This window comes from Variovorax paradoxus, from assembly GCF_022009635.1.
Taxonomy (GTDB): Bacteria; Pseudomonadota; Gammaproteobacteria; order Burkholderiales; family Burkholderiaceae_C; genus Variovorax.
Window position 1 is genome coordinate 5,485,319 of sequence record NZ_CP091716.1, and the last position, 16,626, is coordinate 5,501,944.

A 16,626-nucleotide genomic window follows, 5' to 3' on the forward strand; every position below is an offset into this window, starting at 1 on the left:
GGGGCAATAAACCCGGGCGGCGCCTGTCCTGTGGCGGACTGCGCGCCCGCAAGGGCCTCCTTATCATCGGGCGCCATGTACCAAGCCCTCCGCCCCTCCCGCAGCGAATTCGTGCCCGTGCGCAACCTCAGCTACCACGTGCGCCTGTGGGGCCAGCCCTCCGACGCGCGCCCGCCTCTGGTTTTGGTGCACGGCTGGATGGACGTGGCGGCGTCGTGGCAATTCGTGGTCGACGCGATGGAAGAAGACCGCTTCATCATCGCGCCCGACTGGCGCGGCTTCGGCCTGACCGGCGGCGGCGGCGTCGACAACTACTGGCTCGCCGACTACCTGGCCGACCTCGAATGGCTGCTCGACCACTACGCCGGTGAAGGCGAAGGCGCCCGGCAGATCGACCTCGTCGGCCACAGCATGGGCGGCAATGTCGTCATGCACTACGCCGGCGTGCGGCCGCAGCGCATCCGCCGCCTGGTCAACCTCGAAGGCTTCGGCATGCCGGCGCGCAAGCCCGAGGAGGCGCCCGCGCGCTACGGCCAGTGGATCGACGAACTCAAGCGCCTGCACCGCGGCGAGATGGCGCTGGCCGGCTATTCGGGCGTGGAGGGCGTGGCCCGCCGCCTCATGAAGACCAACCCGCGCCTGACGCCCGACAAGGCCAACTGGCTCGCCAGCCACTGGTCGGTGAACCATGCGCAGCCCGACGGCGGCGAGCGCTGGCAGATCCTGGGCGAGGCAGCGCACAAGATCGTCAACGCGCACATCTTCCGCGTGGACGAGACGCTGGCGCTCTACGCGCGCATCACCGCCCCGCTGCTGATGGTCGAGGCCTCCGACGACAGCCTGCAGGGCTGGTGGAAGAACCGCTACACGCTCGAAGAATTCCACGAGCGGCTGAAGTCGGTACCCGCCGCGCGCATCGAGCGGCTGGAAGACGCGGGCCACATGCTGCACCACGACCAGCCGCGGATCGTGGCGCGGATGATCGAAGACTTCCTCGCTGACTGACCGACCCGGCCGGCCGCTCAGCCGCGGCGCGGCTCGCTGTCCAGGCTCGCCATCTGCGCCGCCGCATAGCGGTCGCCGGCGGCGGCGCCCTTGGGCACGGCGCGCTCGATGGCCGCCAGGTCATCGGCGGACAGCTTCACGTCCAGCGCCCCGAGCGCCTCGTCCAGCCGCGTGCGCTGCCGCGCGCCGATCAGCGGCACGATGTCGTCGCCCTGCGCCACCACCCAGGCGATGGCGATCTGCGCCACCGTCACGCCCTTGGCATCGGCGATCTTGCGCAGCGCATCGACCAGCGCCAGGTTGCGGTCCACGTTCTCGCCCTGGAAGCGCGGGCTGTGCGCACGGAAATCCTTGGCGCCCGCGCTGTCCTTCTTCCAGTGCCCGCTGATCAGCCCGCGCGAGAGCACGCCGTAGGCGGTGATGGCAATGCCCAGCTCGCGGCAGGTGGCAAGGATGTCGTCCTCGATGCCGCGCGAGATCAGCGAATACTCGATCTGCAGATCGCAGACCGGATGTACCGCCGCCGCCTTGCGGATGGTCTGCGAGCCCACTTCCGACAGGCCGATGTGGCGCACGTAGCCCGCCTTCACGAGGTCGGCGATGGCGCCGATGGTGTCTTCGACGGGCACGTTCGGATCGAGCCGCGCCGGGCGGTAGACGTCGATGTGGTCCACGCCCAGGCGCTGCAGCGAGTAGGTGGCGAAGTTCTTCACCGCCGCGGGCCGCGCGTCGTAGCCGACCCAGCCGCCGGCCGGGTCGCGCATGGCGCCGAACTTCACGCTCACCAGTGCCGCGTCGCGCTGCGAACCCTTCAGGCCTTTCAGCGCTTCGCCGATCAGCATTTCGTTGTGGCCGCTGCCGTAGAAGTCGCCGGTGTCGAGCAGGGTGATGCCCGCGTCCATGGCGGCATGGATGGTGGCGATGCTTTCCGCGCGGTCGGCCGGGCCGTACATGCCCGACATGCCCATGCAGCCGAGGCCGAATGCGGAGACCTTGGGGCCTGTGGCGCCGAGTTGGAGTGTGTTCATGGTGGCTGTCCTTTCAGAGGGGCCGCATGCGGTTGCGAGCGGCATGGGCGGTAGTCTGGAAGGAAATCGTCTGTTCGATAATCCGCCCGCCGCCGCACAGGTTGTGCGGAAAAAAGCACAATCGCGCCATGACCGAACCCGACCTCTCGGACCTGGGCGCCTTCGTGGCCGTGACGCGGGCGCGTGGTTTTCGCGGCGCGGCGGCCCTGCGCGGCGTGTCGCCCTCCTCGCTCAGCGAGGCCATGCGCAGGCTGGAAGCGCAGCTGGGCGTGCGGCTGCTGAACCGCACCACGCGCAGCGTCACCCCCACCGAAGCGGGCCAGCGCCTGCTCGACCGCATCTCGCCCGCGCTCGACGACATCGCCGGCGCGCTCGACACGCTCAACAGCTTTCGCGACAGCCCCACCGGCACGCTGCGGCTGAACGTGCCGACCATCGTGGCGCAGCGCGTGCTGCCGCCGCTGGTCAGCCGCTTCCTGCACGCGCACCCCGGCATCACGCTGGAAATCGCGGCGAACGACACCTTCATCGACGTGCTCTCGGCCGGCTTCGACGCCGGCATCCGCTATGACGAGAGCATTGCCCGCGACATGATCGCCGTGCCGCTGGGCCCGCGCACCCAGCGCTTCGTGGCCGCCGCTTCGCCCGCCTACCTGGCCAGGCACGGCACGCCCAAGCACCCCTCCGACCTGCTCGAACACGCCTGCATCGCCCACCGCTTTCCGAGCGGCGTGCTCGCGGCCTGGGGCTTCGTGCGCAAGGGCAAGGCGGTGAAGATCACGCCGACCGGCCCGCTGGTCGCCTCGATGCCCGACCTCGAGCTGCACGCCGCCGAAGCGGGCCTGGGCCTGATCTACACCTTCGACGAATACCTGCGCCCCGCCATCGAGCGCGGCACGCTGGTGCCGGTGCTCGAAGACTGGTGGCAGAGCTTTTCGGGGCCGTTCCTGTACTACCCCAGCCGCACCCACATGCCCGCGCCGCTGCGGGCTTTCGTCGACTTTCTCAAGCGCGAAGGCCAGCCTGGCTGACGGATGGTCTGCGGATATTTGCCGAGCGGATAACCAAGCGCGCGAATCTTCGTTCGCACGGCAGGCAGCGCGGCCTAGAGTGCCCAGCTCCCTTTGCTCCCCGGAGTTGCCTGTCATGCGTTTTCCGTTGCGCGCGCCCTTGCCGGCACGCTGGTCCGCCTCGCTGCTCGGCAGCCTTGCGCTGGGCCTGTTCCTCCATGTGTCGGCCCAGGCCGCCGACCTGCGCGTGGGCTTTATGCCCGGCCCCTATCGCGACGCCTTCACCAACGGCATCGAGCCCCAGCTGAAGAAGCTGGGCTACGCCGTCAAGTACGTGGAATTCAGCCAGGGCGTGCAGCCCAACGACGCGGTGGAGCGCGGGCAGATCGACGCCAACATCTTCCAGCACACGCTGTACCTGAACGCCACCAACAAGCAGCAGGGCTTCGACCTGGTGCCCATCGTGCATGTGCCGACACCGCCCATGGGCCTGTACTCGCAGCGCCACAAGTCGCTCGACGCGGTGCCCGACGGCGCCACCGTCACGCTGCCTTCGGACCCGGTGAACGCGGCGCGCGCGCTCAACATCCTCGCGGCCGTCGGCTGGGTCACGCTCAAGCCGGGTGTGAGCCCCATCGCGGTGTCGGAGCGCGACATCGCGACCAATCCCAAGCGCCTGAAGCTCGTGCCGCTCGAAGCCGCGCAAGCCCCGCGCTCGCTGGCCGATGCCGACATCGTCGCGGTGCAGGGCAACTTCGCCGTGGCCTCGGGGCTGAAGCTCACCGAGGCGCTCAAGCTCGAGGACATGACGCTGCCCTACGTGAACGTGGTGGCCGTCAAGCGCAGCAACGAGAACGCGAAGTTCGCGAAAGACATCGCGGCCGCCTACCAGTCGCCGGAGTTCCAGCGTTTCTTCAAGGCCAACCCGAGCTGGGCCGGCTACCGCCTGCCCGACTATTTCTCGCAATGAGCCACTCGACAACCAAGCCCCGACAGCTGCACCTGAACGTCAACATCCTGCACTCGGGCTTCGTGCCCTCGGCCTGGCGCCTGCCGGAGAGCGACCCGTGGGCCTTTGCGGACATCCAGCACTACATCCGCACCGCCCGGATCGCCGAGGCGGCCAAGCTCGACGCGGTGTTCCTCGCGGACAACGCGGCCATCGTCGACCAGATCCACTTCCGCCCGATCACCGCGCTGGAGCCCACGGTGCTGCTGGCCTGCGTGGCGGCCGCCACCACGCACATCGGCCTGATCGCCACCGCCTCGACCAGCTACAACGAGCCCTACAACATCGCCCGCCGCTTCGCCACGCTCGACCATGTGAGCGGCGGCCGGGCGGGCTGGAACGTGGTGACCACGGCCGACCTGCCGTCGGCGCGCAATTTCGGCCTCGACGCCGTGCCCGACCATGCCAGGCGCTACGCACGCGCCTCGGAGTTCACCGACATCGTGAAGGCGCTGTGGGACAGCTGGGAAGACGACGCCTTCGTCGGCAACAAGGCCGCGGGCAGCTTCATCGACACGGCCAAGGTGCACGCCATAGCGCACCGGGGCGAGCACTTCGCGGTGCAGGGGCCGCTGAACCTGCCGCGCCCGCCGCAGGGGCACCCGGTGCTGGTGCAGGCCGGCGCGTCCGCCGACGGGCGCGAGCTGGCCTCGCGCCATGCGGAGGCGGTGTTCTCGGCCTCGCAGTCGTTCGAGGAGTCGCTGGCGTATGCGCGCGCCCTGAAGACCCGCGCCGCCGAACTGGGCCGTGGGCCTGACGCGGTGAAGGTGCTCGCGGGCCTGACGACCATCGTCGGCAGCACGGAGGCCGAGGCCCTGCGCCGCCGCGACGAGCTGGTCGACCTGATTCCGTGGGACTACAGCCTGACGCGGGTGGCAGGCACCCTGGGCATCTCGCCCGAGCGCCTGAAGCTCGACGAGCGCCTGCCCGACGACCTGCCGCTGCCGGCCAATGGCAACGGCAACCACACTTTTTTCAACGCCGTGGTGGCGGCAGGCCGCACGCACGGCTACACGGTGCGCCAGCTGATCCGCGAACTGGCGGGCGGCGGCGGGCACCGCGTGATCGTCGGCACGCCGGAGCAGATCGCGGACGACATCGAACGCTGGTTCAAGGCCGGCGCGGCCGATGGGTTCAACCTGATGCCCGATGCGCTTCCGCACGGGCTGCAGGACTTCGTCGACGGCGTGGTGCCGATCCTGCAGAAGCGCGGAATCTTCCGCAAAGACTACGAGGGGCGCACTCTGCGCGATCACCTCGGGTTGGCGCGGCCTGGTGGGCGGGCTGCGCAGCGGCTGGCGGCGTAGCCGCTCGTTCGCTCGCTCACTCCTCGTCGGCGTCGTTCCCGGTCAGGGACAGGACTTCTTCGACGAAGGCCTCGAAGAGCGGCAACGAAGCAGGCAGGCCGTCGAGCGACTCCGCCTCGCCCGCATCGAAGAAATGCGGCTTGCCGGCCGGCATGGCCGCCCACTCGCCGGCCTCCAGCAGCAGCCCCAGATAGCCATCGGCGGTAGGCACGTAGAACAGCCCCGCGCTGTCCAGCACGCGCTGCCCCTTCTTCTTGCCGCGCCCCCAACTCACGCCCTGCCCGGCCAGATGTTCGGTGATCCAGCCGTCGCACACATGCGTGTCGCGCCAGCTTCCTTGGGCATCGAATATGGCCAGAACGGGCATGGGGTGTCCTTGGTCTGAGGAAGGGAGAAATGGATTACTGCAGGAAGCTGGGCTTGGCGTAGCCCTGGAACTTGCTGTCGACCACCGCCTTGAACTCCTTCGAGCGGTAAGCCTCGGCGATGTCCTTGGCCCACTGGGTGTTCTTGTCGGCGGTCTTCACGGCCACCACATTCAGGTAGTAGTCGGGCGTCTTCTCGAGCACCACGGCCTCGGTGAGCTTCAGGCCCGACGAGATCGCGAAGTTGCCGTTGACGATGGCGTACTCGGTGTCGCCCAGCGAACGCGGCAGCTGCGCGGCTTCGAGCGGAATGAACTTCAGCTTCTTCGGGTTCTCGGCCACGTCCTTTTCGCTGGCGCGCAGCGGATCGATGCCGGCCTTGATGGTGATCAGCTTGTTCTGCTCCAACAGCACCAGCGCGCGGGCCAGGTTGCTCGGGTCGTTCGGCAGCGTCACGCGGTCGCCTTCCTTGGCTTCGGCCAGCGTCTTGCGCTTGGTCGAGTACACGCCCATGGGGGCGATCGGGCCTTGCACCAGTTCGGTGATGTCGAGCTTCTGGTCGGCCGCGAACTTCTTCAGGTAGACCTGATGCTGGAAGAAGTTTGCGTCGAGCGAACCCTGGGCCAGCGCCAGGTTGGGCTGCACGTAATCGTTGAACTCGACCAGCTTGACCTTGTAGCCCTTCTTTTCGAGCAGGGGCACGATGCCGGCCTTGAGCTGGTCGGTGTTGGAGCCGGCGGTGCCGCCGATCACGAGGTTCTTCTTAGCGGGGTCTTGCGCATGGGCCTGCAGCGAGAGGCCGCCCAGAGACAGGACAGACAGCGCGGACAGCGACAGGGCGAGAACGGAACGGCGCAGGAAAACGGTCTTCATGAGATGAAAAAGCTAGCTAGGGAGAAAGAAAGAATCAACGCTTGTCGAGCCTGCTTGCCGTGGTGTTGCCCACGAACTGCAGGATCTGTACCAGCACCACGAGCAGCGCCACGGTGAGCACCATCACGTCGGTCTGGAAACGGTAGTAGCCGTAGCGGATGGCCAGGTCGCCGATGCCGCCGCCGCCCACCACGCCGGCCACCGCCGAGTAAGACAGGAAGCTCACGGCCAGCACCGTCAGCGCCAGCACCAGGCCCGAACGGGCCTCCACCAGCAGCACGCGCCAGACGATCTGCAGTTCGGTCGCGCCCATCGCGTGGGCCGCCTCGATCACGCCGCGCGGCACTTCGCGCAGGCACTGGTCGACCAGCCGCGCCAGGTAGGGAATGGCCGCGAACGACAGCGGCACCGCGGCCGCCAGCGGGCCGATCGACGTGCCAGCGATCACCCGCGTGAACGGCACCAGCGCCACCAGCAGGATGATGAACGGGAACGAGCGCACCGTGTTCACCAGCCAGTTGAGCACCAGGAACGCAGGCTTGTTCTCCAGCGACTGGCCGGGGCCCAGCAGGAACAGCAGGATGCCCAGCGGCCCGCCGATGAGCACCGCCGCCGTGAGGCCGATGGCCAGCATCATGAAAGTCTGGCCGGTGGCGACCCACAGCTCGGGGAGGATGGGGGCGATGTTCTCAAACATAGGCGGGCTCCTTGGCGGCAGCGGCCGTCGCGGCGCGGTCTTGTTGTTGCTGCTGAGCCTGCTGCTGTTCGCGCACGTCGCGTTCGCGTCGGCGCACCAGTTCGTCGATCTCGCGGCCCAGCGCGGTCTTGCGCTCCTCGTTCGGCGCCTCTTCGACGGCGAACTGCTCGATCAGGCGGCCCTTCTCGAGGATGGCCACGTTGCGGCACAGCACCTCGACCACCGACAGCTCGTGCGTCACGATCACGATGGTCACGCCGATCTTCTGGTTGATGTCGCGCAGCGTCTCCAGCAGGGAGCGCGTGGTTTCGGAGTCGAGCGCCGAGGTGGGCTCGTCGCACAGCAGCACCTGCGGGCGCGGCGCCAGCGCGCGGGCGATGGCCACGCGCTGCTTCTGGCCGCCGGACAGCTGCGCCGGGTAGGTGTCGATCTTCTCGGCCAGGCCCACCAGGGCGAGGCACTCGCGCACGCGGGCATCGATTTCGGCCTTGGAGTGGCGGCCGTGGATCTTCAGCGGGAAGGCCACGTTGTCGAACACCGTGGCGTTCTGCAGCAGGTTGAACTGCTGGAAGATCATGCCGATGTTCTGGCGCGTGTCGCGCAGTTCGCTGCGCGAGAGCGTGGTGAGGTCGCGCCCGCCCACGAAGACCTGGCCCGCGTCGGGCCGCTCCAGCAGGTTGATCAGGCGCAGCAGCGTCGACTTGCCGGCGCCGCTCTTGCCGATCAGGCCGAACACGTCGCCCTGCTGGATCTCGAGCGACAGCGAGTGCACGGCGTCGAACACCTCGCCACTGGGCAGCGCGAAGGACTTCTGCACGGATTGCAGGCGGATGACCGGTGCCGCGCTGCCGCGGCCCGCATCGGGCGAAGGATGGCTCATTGGGAAGAAGCGCGGCCAGCGAGGGCGCCGGACACGAAGGTTCGCGAAAAAGGTGCCGAGTATGAAAACAAAAGCGGCAGAAGGGAACGAAGAAAAAGGATGCTGTTTATATCGCAAGCGGCATAAGAAAACCTCGATGCGCGCCATACACGCCATATCGATATGCCTATTGGTTCGTTCCCAATCGCTTGCTGCAATGCCACATTCGCGCCTTCATTTTTTCGATTCCGCACTGTCATGCATTCCACTTTCCGTCGCCGCAGCCTCTTCGCCGTCACGCTGGCCGCAGCCCTTTTCGGCGCCGGCGGCGCTGCCCTGGCCCAGGACAAGAACAACATCAAGGTCGGCGTTTCCGTCGGCAACGGCGAGCAGATCTTCGAGGTGGTCAAGAAGGTCGCCGCCAAGGACGGGCTGAACATCCAGGTCGTGGTGTTCAACGACTACCAGCTGCCCAACGCGGCGCTGGCCTCGGGCGACCTGGACGCCAACGCCTTCCAGCACCAGCCCTTCCTGGACAACCAGATCAAGGCGCGCGGCTTCGACCTGGTGCCGGTGGGCCTGACCATCACCGCGCCGCTGGGCTTCTATTCGCACAAGATCAAGTCGATCGACCAACTGGCGGACGGCGCCTCCGTCGGCATCCAGAACGATCCGTCGAACGGCAACCGCGCGCTGTTGCTGCTGCAGCAGGCCGGCCTCATCACCCTCAAGCCCGAGGCGGTGAAGAACAACAACGCCACCCCGCTGGACGTGGTGACCAACCCCAAGAAGCTGAAGCTGGTGGCGCTGGACGCCGCCCAGCTGCCGCGCTCGCTCGACGACCTGGCCATTGCCGCCATCAACAACGATTACGCGGAGAAGGCCGGCCTGTCGTTCAACAAGGACGCCGTGATCAAGGAGTCGCCCAAGAGCCCCTACGCCAACCTGATCGCCGTGCGCCGCGCCGACAAGGACAAGCCCTGGGCCAAGCGCCTGGTGGCCGCCTACCAGTCGCCGGAGGTGAAGAGCTTCATCGAGACCCAGTTCAAGGGCTCGCTGATTCCCGCGTTCTGATGACCTTCTCCCTCCCCCGCTGGGGGAGGGCCGGGGTGGGGGCAAGCGGCGCTCGCGCGAAACGCCCTGCCCGCCCCCATCCCAGCCTTCCCCCAGCGGGGGAAGGAGCAATACGGGGGCGCTCCCTGGCCGTTCACCGGAGCATGAGAAAATGCCCGGTTTCCCCGAACACAGTCAGGACACCCCATGGACGCAGAACAGATCAACCAAATCGGCGCAATGCTCGCGGACCTGAGCGTCCGCACGGTCGATTTACGGAGGTATCTTTGACTACGATGCCAAAGCTGAACGACTGAGGACAGTCAACGCATCGCTCGAAGACCCGAACGTCTGGAACGACCCGAAGAAGGCCCAGGAACTGGGCAAGGAAAAGAAGTCGCTCGACGACGTGGTCGTCACGCTCGACCGGCTCACCAACGGGCTGTCGGACAACACCGAACTCTTCGAGATGTCGAAGGAAGAAGGCGACATGGACGGCCTGCAGGCCATCGCCGATGACGCCGCCGTGCTCGAAGCCGACATCAAGCAGCTCGAATTCCGCCGGATGTTCAACAACCCGGCCGATCCGCTGAACGCCTTCGTCGACATCCAGGCCGGCGCCGGCGGCACCGAGGCCTGCGACTGGGCCAGCATGCTGCTGCGCCAGTACCTGAAGTACGCCGAGCGCAAGGGCTTCAAGACGCAGATCGAAGACGAAACGCCCGGCGACACCGCCGGCATCAAGGGCGCGACCATCAAGGTCGAGGGCGACTACGCCTTCGGACTGCTGCGCACCGAAACGGGCGTGCACCGCCTGGTGCGCAAGTCGCCGTTCGACTCGTCGGGCGGGCGCCACACCAGCTTTGCCAGCATCTTCGTGTACCCGGAAATCGACGACTCCATCGAGATCGAGATCAATCCGTCGGACGTGCGCACCGACACCTTCCGCGCCAGCGGCGCCGGCGGCCAGCACATCAACAAGACCGACTCGGCCGTGCGCCTGACGCACATTCCGACCGGCATCGTGGTGCAGTGCCAGGACGGCCGCAGCCAGCACAGCAACCGCGACGTGGCGTGGAAGCGCCTGCGCTCGCGCCTGTACGACCACGAGATGCGCAAGCGCCAGGAAGAGCAGCAGAAGCTGGAAGACAGCAAGACCGACGTGGGCTGGGGCCACCAGATCCGCAGCTACGTGCTGGACAACAGCCGCATCAAGGACCTGCGCACCAACGTGGAAGTCTCGGCCACCCAGAAGGTGCTGGACGGCGACCTCGACGTGTTCATCGAAGCCTCTCTCAAGCAAGGCGTGTAACCCCGATGAGCCTGAAAAGCCCGACGGACGGTGGCAAGGTCGAAGCCTTCATCTTCGACATGGACGGCACCATGATCGACTCCATGCCCTGGCATGCGCGGTCGTGGGTCGAATTCGCGCAGAACCACGGCGTGAAGCTCGACGTGAGCGAGATCCTCGCTCGCACCACCGGCCGCACCGGCACGGAGAGCATGCGCGAGCTGTTCGAGCGCGAGCTGTCCGACGCCGAGTGCCAGGCCCTGGTGCACGAGAAGGAAGAGATCTACCGTGCCATGTTCCACGACAACTTCACCGAAGTAGCGGGCTTCACCGCCTTCGCCAGGGCGGCCGAGACGCGCGGCCTGAAGGTGGCCGTGGGCACGGCGGGCGACAGGCACAACATCGAGTTCGCCATGTCGCGCCTGAAGATGGACCCGCTGCCGCTGGCCATCGTGGGCGGCGACGAGGGCTTCACCGGCAAGCCCACGCCCGCCATCTTTCTCGAAGCCGCGCGCCGCATCGGCGTGGCGCCCGAGCGCTGCATCGTCTTCGAAGACGCGCCCTTCGGCATCGAGGCAGCCCGCCGCGGCGGCATGCGCGCCGTGGCCGTGTGCAGCACCCACACCGCAGCCGAACTGGCAGGCCCCCACGTGATCGCCGCCGTTCGCGACTACAACGAACTCGCCCATTCAAATTTTCTGGAGACCCTCGATGCTGCAGCGTGACGCCCAAGGGCAACCCATTGCCATTCGCCGCGAAGACTACGCCGCGCCGGCCTACTGGATCGACACCGTCGACCTGACCTTCGACCTCGACCCCGCCAAGACCCGCGTGCTCAACCGCATGCAGATGCGCCGCAACCCCGAGGTGCCGGTGCAGCCGCTGCGCCTGGACGGCGACGAGCTGAACCTGGCGCGCGTGCTGGTCAACGGCCAGGGCGCGTCGTTCCGCATGGAGGGCGACCAGCTCGTCATCGACGGCCTGCCCGATGCTTTCGAGCTCGAACTCTTCACCACCTGCTGCCCCATCAAGAACACCAAGCTGATGGGCCTGTTCGTGAGCGAAGACACCTTCTTCACGCAGTGCGAGGCCGAGGGCTTCCGCCGCATCACCTATTTCCTCGACCGCCCGGACGTGATGGCGAGCTACACCGTCACGCTGCGCGCCGCCAAGGCCGCCTACCCGGTGCTGCTGTCGAACGGCAACCTGGTCGAGCAAGGCGAGCTGCCCGAAGGCCGGCACTTCGCCAAGTGGGTCGACCCGTTCAAGAAACCCAGCTACCTGTTCGCCCTGGTGGCGGGCAAGCTGGTGGCGCGCGAGCAGCGCATCAAGGCACGCAGCGGCAAGGAACACCTGCTGCAGGTGTACGTGCGCGCCGGCGACCTCGACAAGACCGAGCACGCGATGAACTCGCTCATCAACTCGGTGCTGTGGGACGAAGCCCGCTTCGGCCTGCCGCTGGACCTGGACCGCTTCATGATCGTCGCCACCAGCGACTTCAACATGGGCGCCATGGAGAACAAGGGCCTGAACATCTTCAACACGAAGTACGTTCTGGCCAACCAGGCCACCGCCACCGACGCCGACTACAGCAACATCGAAAGCGTGGTCGGCCACGAGTACTTCCACAACTGGAGCGGCGACCGCGTGACCTGCCGCGACTGGTTCCAGCTCTCGCTGAAGGAAGGCCTCACCGTCTTCCGCGACCAGGAATTCAGCCAGGACCTGTGCGCCGACGCCTCGGCCCGCGCGGTGAAGCGCATCGAAGACGTTCGCGTTCTGCGCACCGCCCAGTTCCCCGAAGACGCGGGCCCCATGGCCCACCCGGTGCGGCCCGACAGCTACATCGAGATCAGCAACTTCTACACCGTCACCATCTACGAAAAGGGTGCCGAGGTGGTGCGCATGATGCAGACGCTGGTCGGCCGCAAGGGCTTCGAGAAGGGCATCACGCTCTACTTCGAGCGCCACGACGGCCAGGCCGTGACCTGCGACGACTTCGCCCAGGCCATCGCCGACGCCAACCCCGAATCGGAACTGGCCCGCCTGCTGCCCCAGTTCAAGCGCTGGTACAGCCAGGCCGGCACGCCGCGCCTTGCCGCCCACGGCGTGTACGACCCGGCCAACCGCAGCTACACCCTGAGCGTGGTGCAGAGCTGCCCGCCCACCCCGGGCCAGCCGGCCAAGGAACCCTTCGTCATTCCGCTGAACGTGGGCCTGCTCGACGCCAACGGCCGCGAACTGCCGCTGCAGCTCGAAGGCGAAAGCGAAGTCACGCGCGGCACGCGCACCCTGGTGCTGTCGCGCGCCGGCGAGCAGATCACCTTCGTGGGCCTGGACGCCGAGCCGGTGCCTTCCATATTGCGCGGCTTCAGCGCGCCGGTGATCCTCGACTTCGAGTACACCGACGCCCAGCTGCTGACCCTGCTGGCCAACGACCCCGACCCGTTCAACCGCTGGGAAGCCGGCCAGCGCCTGGGCCTGCGCGCCGCGCTGCAGGGCATCGGCGCCCTGGCGACCGACACCACGCCGGTGCTGAACGACGCCTACATCGACGCCATGCGCAGCGTGCTGCGCAACCCGCAGCTCGACGCCGCCTTCAAGGAACTGGTGCTCACGCTGCCGTCGGAAACCTACATTGCCGAGCAGCTCGAAGTGGTCGACCCGCAGCGCGTGCACCTGGTGCGCGAAGCCATGCGCGCCCAGCTGGCCACCGCCCTCTTCGCCGACTGGCAACAGGCCTACGAAGACAACCACGACACCGGCGCCTACAGCCCCGACCCGACCTCGTCGGGCCGCCGCGCGCTGGCAGGCATGGCGCTCAACTTCCTGTGCCTGGCGGCGCGCTCCTCCGGCGACGTGGTGTGGCCGGGCAAGACGCTGCAGCGCTTCAAGGACGCGGGCAACATGACCGACCGCTTCAACGCGCTCAACGCGCTGGTGTCGTCGGGCCACACCCTGGCGGCGCAGGCGCTCGCGCGCTTCCACGCCATCTTCAAGGACGAGGCGCTGGTCATCGACAAGTGGTTCTCCCTGCAGGCCGGCGCCAGCGACCGCGGCGGCGACGTGCTGCCGCTGGTCAAGCAGCTGATGAAGCACCCCGACTTCTCGCTGAAGAACCCCAACCGCGCGCGCAGCGTGATCTTCAGCTACTGCAGCGCCAACCCCGGCGCCTTCCACCGCCCCGACGCGGCCGGCTATGTGTTCTGGAGCGAGCGCGTGATCGAGCTCGACGCCATCAACCCTCAGGTCGCCGCCCGCCTCGCGCGTGCCCTCGACCGCTGGAGCAAGCTGGCCGAGCCCTACCGCAGCGCCGCGCGCGAAGCCATCGCCCGTGTGGCCGCCAAGCCCGACCTGAGCAAGGACACGCACGAGGTCGTGACCCGCGCTCTTGCAGGCAACTGAAGAAGAACCCCGAACCCGGAAGACACATGGCTCAAAAGATTTCCCTCACCCGCTACCTCGTCGAACAACAGCGCGCCGACGGCCTTATTCCCGGCCAGCTGCGCCTGCTGCTCGAAGTGGTCGCTCGCGCCTGCAAGAGCATCAGCCAGGCCGTCAACAAGGGCGCGCTGGGCGGCGTGCTCGGCACGGCCGAGAGCGAGAACGTGCAGGGCGAGATCCAGAAGAAGCTGGACATCATCGCCAACGAAGTGCTCATCGAGGCCAACGAATGGGGCGGCCACCTCGCGGCCATGGCCAGCGAGGAAATGGAATCCATCCACGTGGTGCCCAACCGCTACCCGCAGGGCGAATACCTGCTCATGTTCGACCCGCTGGACGGCAGCAGCAACATCGACGTGAACGTGAGCATCGGCACCATCTTCAGCGTGCTGAAGAAGCCCGACGACCACCCTGGTGTGCAGGAAAACGACTTCCTGCAGCCCGGCACGCAGCAGGTGGCGGCCGGCTACTGCATCTACGGCCCCCAGACCACCCTGGTGCTGACCGTGGGCAACGGCGTGGCCATGTTCACGCTCGACCGCGAGCAAGGCAGCTTCGTGCTGACGCAGGAAGACATCCAGATTCCGGCCGACACCAAGGAATTTGCCATCAACATGAGCAACATGCGCCACTGGGACGAGCCCGTGAAGCGCTACATCGACGAATGCCTGGCCGGCAAGGAAGGCCCGCGCGGCAAGGACTTCAACATGCGCTGGATCGCCAGCATGGTGGCCGACGTGCACCGCATCCTGATGCGCGGCGGCGTCTTCATGTACCCGTGGGACAAGCGCGAGCCCGAAAAGGCCGGCAAGCTGCGCCTGATGTACGAGGCCAACCCCATGAGCTGGCTGGTCGAGCAGGCAGGCGGCGCCGCCACCAACGGCAAGCAGCGCATCCTGGAGCTGCAACCCACCAAACTGCACGAGCGCGTGAGCGTGATGTTGGGTTCTAGAAACGAAGTTGAGCGATTGACGCAGTACCACGCCGAGAAAGCCTGATTTTTTGTCTATAATCTGAGGCTTCGCCGGTGTAGCTCAGTCGGTAGAGCAGCTCATTCGTAATGAGAAGGTCGGGTGTTCGATTCATCTCTCCGGCACCAAATAAAAGCCCCTGATTCGCAAGAGTCAGGGGCTTTTTCCTTTCCGGCCCTTAGTCAAGCCAGCCGCGAAATCAGGTTGGTTCAGACGCCTCTAGAACCCGAAGTCTTTCCCTCAGCATCAGATTCTTTGGCTGAGCGTGCTCGCCATAGTGGACTTCTCTATGGCATGCAGGGCAAAGCGCCGCAACAAATTGCGGGTGATCAGGGCCGCCGTCAGACAAGCGAGTGGTGTGGTGCGGCTCTAAGTACGGCAACCCATCGCTTCGACGAAAAGGCGCAGGCTCCTTGCAAAGCTCACAGACACCGGCCGCACGCTGCAGCACATAGTCGCGTACTGCTCGGCTGCGCTCGTATATCGTGCGGCTCCCCTTTTTGCTGTCTTCCAAGCCATTGACCTTAGAAGCGGCAATTGCCCGACGTCTCGAATCCTGAAGCGTCATGTGCTTCGCAGGCTCATCTGCCGAGGCAAGCTCGAACTGCTCCAGTCGCGTGACAGGCACGAGTCTAAAAATGATTGCCCTGCGGGAATTGCCGTCTACATCCGGCGCAATGACCCACTTGTGATCCTGATAGACAAATTCACCAAGATATTTTTGTCCCTTGCCCTTGCCGACGGCATGAAACAGGTGCAGCGCCTTGCCATGGCTTGAATGGTTCAGCACCGCCAAGTTGCCACGGACAAATTCCATGTCGCCCTTTTGGCCTTCACCGAAGTAAAAGAAGGTGCCCTCCTCGTCGAATCGGTCGGCGTAGCCATAGCGATCGCCGCTTCCGGTGAACAGGAAGGTCACGGGGGCCTGTGCGGAATTAGATATGCCACCCTGCCGCCCCCCTCCATAGACCAAGTGGAGATCCTGCAAGCGGCGATAGATATGCCCCAGCGTGAAGGTCGGGGGCGTTTGAGCGTCCCCCATCTCAATTCGCAACGAAATCAATCTGCGCCGACCGTCCAAGGGTCAATTCAACGGAGTGACAGGACTCACTTCGAGCCTGTACTCCCTGAATTGCACAGAAATTGACGTTCATCACCCGCTCCAAGTTAACGATTGGTGACATACTTTAACGTCAACGTCCGCCGCAGTTAACGATTGCCTCGCAGACGCGCTGTTCTTAGATGTAAGCAAGACCGCTCGCTGGCATCGCATTGGCCATGAAAGACGCAAAAACCCCACATGACTGACGCCAGCAATTCGACGTCAAACACGGCACTCGTAGACCTCTCACAACTCGCAGCACACCTGGAGCAGTTTGCAGACGAGCGCGATTGGGCCCAGTTCCATTCACCCAAAAACTTAGTAATGGCACTGACCGGCGAAGTCGGCGAACTGAACGAAATCTTCCAGTGGATGCCGGAAGAAGCCTCCAAGGCGGCTGGCCAAGACCCCCAAACGGCTCGCGCTGTGCAAGACGAGATCGCGGACGTCTTGCTCTATCTCGTTCGCCTGTCTTCCGTACTGGGCGTGGACCTCAACGCCGCCGTTCAACAAAAGCTGAAGGCAAACGCCCTGCGCTACCCCGCAGACAAGGTACGCGGCAGCAGCAAGAAGCACAGCCGGCCTGAAGCCGGCGAATCTGGGAAGGATTGA

The 16,626-nt window shown here is 66.0% G+C and carries 16 protein-coding genes and 1 tRNA gene; 11 read left to right on the forward strand and 6 right to left on the reverse strand.

Features of this window, described 5'->3' with window-relative positions; translation table 11 throughout:
• Positions 1 to 75: 75 nt before the first annotated feature.
• On the forward strand, positions 76 to 1,005 hold the full coding sequence (locus L3V85_RS25445; RefSeq protein WP_237675453.1) for an alpha/beta fold hydrolase: 930 nt from the start codon (positions 76 to 78) through the stop codon (positions 1,003 to 1,005).
• 17 nt (positions 1,006 to 1,022) lie between these two features.
• On the opposite strand, the gene L3V85_RS25450 is transcribed toward L3V85_RS25445, so the two are convergent.
• A complete protein-coding gene (locus L3V85_RS25450) occupies positions 1,023 to 2,033 on the reverse strand; it encodes an aldo/keto reductase (protein WP_237675454.1) in 1,011 nt (336 codons plus the stop codon).
• Between the two features lie 128 nt (positions 2,034 to 2,161).
• Between L3V85_RS25450 and L3V85_RS25455 the strand changes: the two genes are divergently transcribed.
• The 3 genes from L3V85_RS25455 (at position 2,162) to L3V85_RS25465 (ending at position 5,359) form a co-directional block, all read left to right on the forward strand.
• Entirely contained in the window at positions 2,162 to 3,064 is a 903-nt protein-coding gene (locus L3V85_RS25455; RefSeq protein ID WP_237675455.1) for a LysR family transcriptional regulator, read from the forward strand.
• A gap of 115 nt (positions 3,065 to 3,179) precedes the next feature.
• Positions 3,180 to 4,013: a MetQ/NlpA family ABC transporter substrate-binding protein gene (locus L3V85_RS25460; RefSeq protein WP_237675456.1), complete on the forward strand. Its 834-nt coding sequence runs from the start codon at positions 3,180 to 3,182 to the stop codon at positions 4,011 to 4,013.
• On the forward strand, positions 4,010 to 5,359 hold the full coding sequence (locus L3V85_RS25465) for an LLM class flavin-dependent oxidoreductase (protein WP_237675457.1): 1,350 nt from the start codon (positions 4,010 to 4,012) through the stop codon (positions 5,357 to 5,359). Before L3V85_RS25460 ends, L3V85_RS25465 begins: the two co-directional genes overlap by 4 nt.
• A 16-nt stretch (positions 5,360 to 5,375) precedes the next feature.
• Here L3V85_RS25465 and L3V85_RS25470 read toward each other — a convergent pair whose 3' ends face one another.
• The 4 genes from L3V85_RS25470 to L3V85_RS25485 are packed head-to-tail and all read right to left on the reverse strand — an operon-like array spanning position 5,376 to position 8,174.
• Positions 5,376 to 5,726, reverse strand: a complete 351-nt coding sequence (locus L3V85_RS25470; protein ID WP_237675458.1) for a hypothetical protein — start codon at positions 5,724 to 5,726, stop codon at positions 5,376 to 5,378.
• A 34-nt stretch (positions 5,727 to 5,760) separates the two neighbouring features.
• On the reverse strand, positions 5,761 to 6,597 hold the full coding sequence (locus tag L3V85_RS25475; protein ID WP_237675459.1) for a MetQ/NlpA family ABC transporter substrate-binding protein: 837 nt from the start codon (positions 6,595 to 6,597) through the stop codon (positions 5,761 to 5,763).
• A 34-nt stretch (positions 6,598 to 6,631) separates the two neighbouring features.
• Positions 6,632 to 7,294, reverse strand: a complete 663-nt coding sequence (locus L3V85_RS25480; RefSeq protein ID WP_081271273.1) for a methionine ABC transporter permease — start codon at positions 7,292 to 7,294, stop codon at positions 6,632 to 6,634.
• Positions 7,287 to 8,174 (reverse strand): methionine ABC transporter ATP-binding protein, encoded by an 888-nt coding sequence (locus L3V85_RS25485; protein ID WP_237675460.1) that lies wholly within the window; start codon positions 8,172 to 8,174, stop codon positions 7,287 to 7,289. Before L3V85_RS25485 ends, L3V85_RS25480 begins: the two co-directional genes overlap by 8 nt.
• 237 nt (positions 8,175 to 8,411) lie before the next feature.
• Between L3V85_RS25485 and L3V85_RS25490 the strand changes: the two genes are divergently transcribed.
• The 6 genes from L3V85_RS25490 (at position 8,412) to L3V85_RS25515 (ending at position 15,040) form a co-directional block, all read left to right on the forward strand.
• On the forward strand, positions 8,412 to 9,227 hold the full coding sequence (locus L3V85_RS25490) for a MetQ/NlpA family ABC transporter substrate-binding protein (protein ID WP_237675461.1): 816 nt from the start codon (positions 8,412 to 8,414) through the stop codon (positions 9,225 to 9,227).
• 186 nt (positions 9,228 to 9,413) lie between these two features.
• A protein-coding gene (gene prfB / locus L3V85_RS25495; protein ID WP_237675462.1) for a peptide chain release factor 2 occupies positions 9,414 to 10,518 on the forward strand; the annotation gives its coding sequence in 2 pieces (ribosomal slippage) (positions 9,414 to 9,494 and positions 9,496 to 10,518; 1,104 coding nt in all).
• A 5-nt stretch (positions 10,519 to 10,523) separates the two neighbouring features.
• Positions 10,524 to 11,222 (forward strand): HAD family hydrolase, encoded by a 699-nt coding sequence (locus L3V85_RS25500; protein ID WP_237675463.1) that lies wholly within the window; start codon positions 10,524 to 10,526, stop codon positions 11,220 to 11,222.
• Positions 11,209 to 13,902, forward strand: a complete 2,694-nt coding sequence (gene pepN / locus L3V85_RS25505) for an aminopeptidase N (protein WP_237675464.1) — start codon at positions 11,209 to 11,211, stop codon at positions 13,900 to 13,902. The genes L3V85_RS25500 and pepN overlap by 14 nt, the downstream gene beginning before the upstream one ends.
• Positions 13,903 to 13,928: 26 nt before the next feature.
• Positions 13,929 to 14,939, forward strand: coding sequence for a class 1 fructose-bisphosphatase (locus L3V85_RS25510; RefSeq protein WP_237675465.1), 1,011 nt, complete (start codon positions 13,929 to 13,931; stop codon positions 14,937 to 14,939).
• A gap of 25 nt (positions 14,940 to 14,964) precedes the next feature.
• Positions 14,965 to 15,040, forward strand: a tRNA-Thr gene (locus tag L3V85_RS25515).
• 71 nt (positions 15,041 to 15,111) lie between these two features.
• Here the strand turns inward: L3V85_RS25515 and L3V85_RS25520 are convergent.
• Positions 15,112 to 15,831, reverse strand: coding sequence for an HNH endonuclease (locus L3V85_RS25520; RefSeq protein ID WP_237675466.1), 720 nt, complete (start codon positions 15,829 to 15,831; stop codon positions 15,112 to 15,114).
• 381 nt (positions 15,832 to 16,212) lie between these two features.
• Between L3V85_RS25520 and L3V85_RS25525 the strand changes: the two genes are divergently transcribed.
• Positions 16,213 to 16,626 carry a nucleotide pyrophosphohydrolase gene (locus L3V85_RS25525; RefSeq protein WP_237675467.1) on the forward strand — a complete coding sequence of 138 codons (414 nt, stop codon included), beginning with the start codon at positions 16,213 to 16,215 and terminating at the stop codon, positions 16,624 to 16,626.

Bases quoted from the DNA above. Each gene is read 5' to 3' on its own strand.
- L3V85_RS25475 (WP_237675459.1), bottom strand. From the start codon at position 6,597: ATGAAGACCGTTTTCCTGCGCCGTTCCGTTCTCGCCCTGTCGCTGTCC.
- L3V85_RS25445 (WP_237675453.1), top strand. From the start codon at position 76: ATGTACCAAGCCCTCCGCCCCTCCCGCAGCGAATTCGTGCCCGTGCGC.
- L3V85_RS25510 (WP_237675465.1), top strand. From the start codon at position 13,929: ATGGCTCAAAAGATTTCCCTCACCCGCTACCTCGTCGAACAACAGCGC.
- L3V85_RS25485 (WP_237675460.1), bottom strand. From the start codon at position 8,174: ATGAGCCATCCTTCGCCCGATGCGGGCCGCGGCAGCGCGGCACCGGTC.
- L3V85_RS25455 (WP_237675455.1), top strand. From the start codon at position 2,162: ATGACCGAACCCGACCTCTCGGACCTGGGCGCCTTCGTGGCCGTGACG.
- L3V85_RS25450 (WP_237675454.1), bottom strand. From the start codon at position 2,033: ATGAACACACTCCAACTCGGCGCCACAGGCCCCAAGGTCTCCGCATTC.
- L3V85_RS25460 (WP_237675456.1), top strand. From the start codon at position 3,180: ATGCGTTTTCCGTTGCGCGCGCCCTTGCCGGCACGCTGGTCCGCCTCG.
- L3V85_RS25525 (WP_237675467.1), top strand. From the start codon at position 16,213: ATGACTGACGCCAGCAATTCGACGTCAAACACGGCACTCGTAGACCTC.
- L3V85_RS25500 (WP_237675463.1), top strand. From the start codon at position 10,524: ATGAGCCTGAAAAGCCCGACGGACGGTGGCAAGGTCGAAGCCTTCATC.
- L3V85_RS25490 (WP_237675461.1), top strand. From the start codon at position 8,412: ATGCATTCCACTTTCCGTCGCCGCAGCCTCTTCGCCGTCACGCTGGCC.
- pepN (WP_237675464.1), top strand. From the start codon at position 11,209: ATGCTGCAGCGTGACGCCCAAGGGCAACCCATTGCCATTCGCCGCGAA.
- L3V85_RS25470 (WP_237675458.1), bottom strand. From the start codon at position 5,726: ATGCCCGTTCTGGCCATATTCGATGCCCAAGGAAGCTGGCGCGACACG.
- L3V85_RS25480 (WP_081271273.1), bottom strand. From the start codon at position 7,294: ATGTTTGAGAACATCGCCCCCATCCTCCCCGAGCTGTGGGTCGCCACC.
- L3V85_RS25465 (WP_237675457.1), top strand. From the start codon at position 4,010: ATGAGCCACTCGACAACCAAGCCCCGACAGCTGCACCTGAACGTCAAC.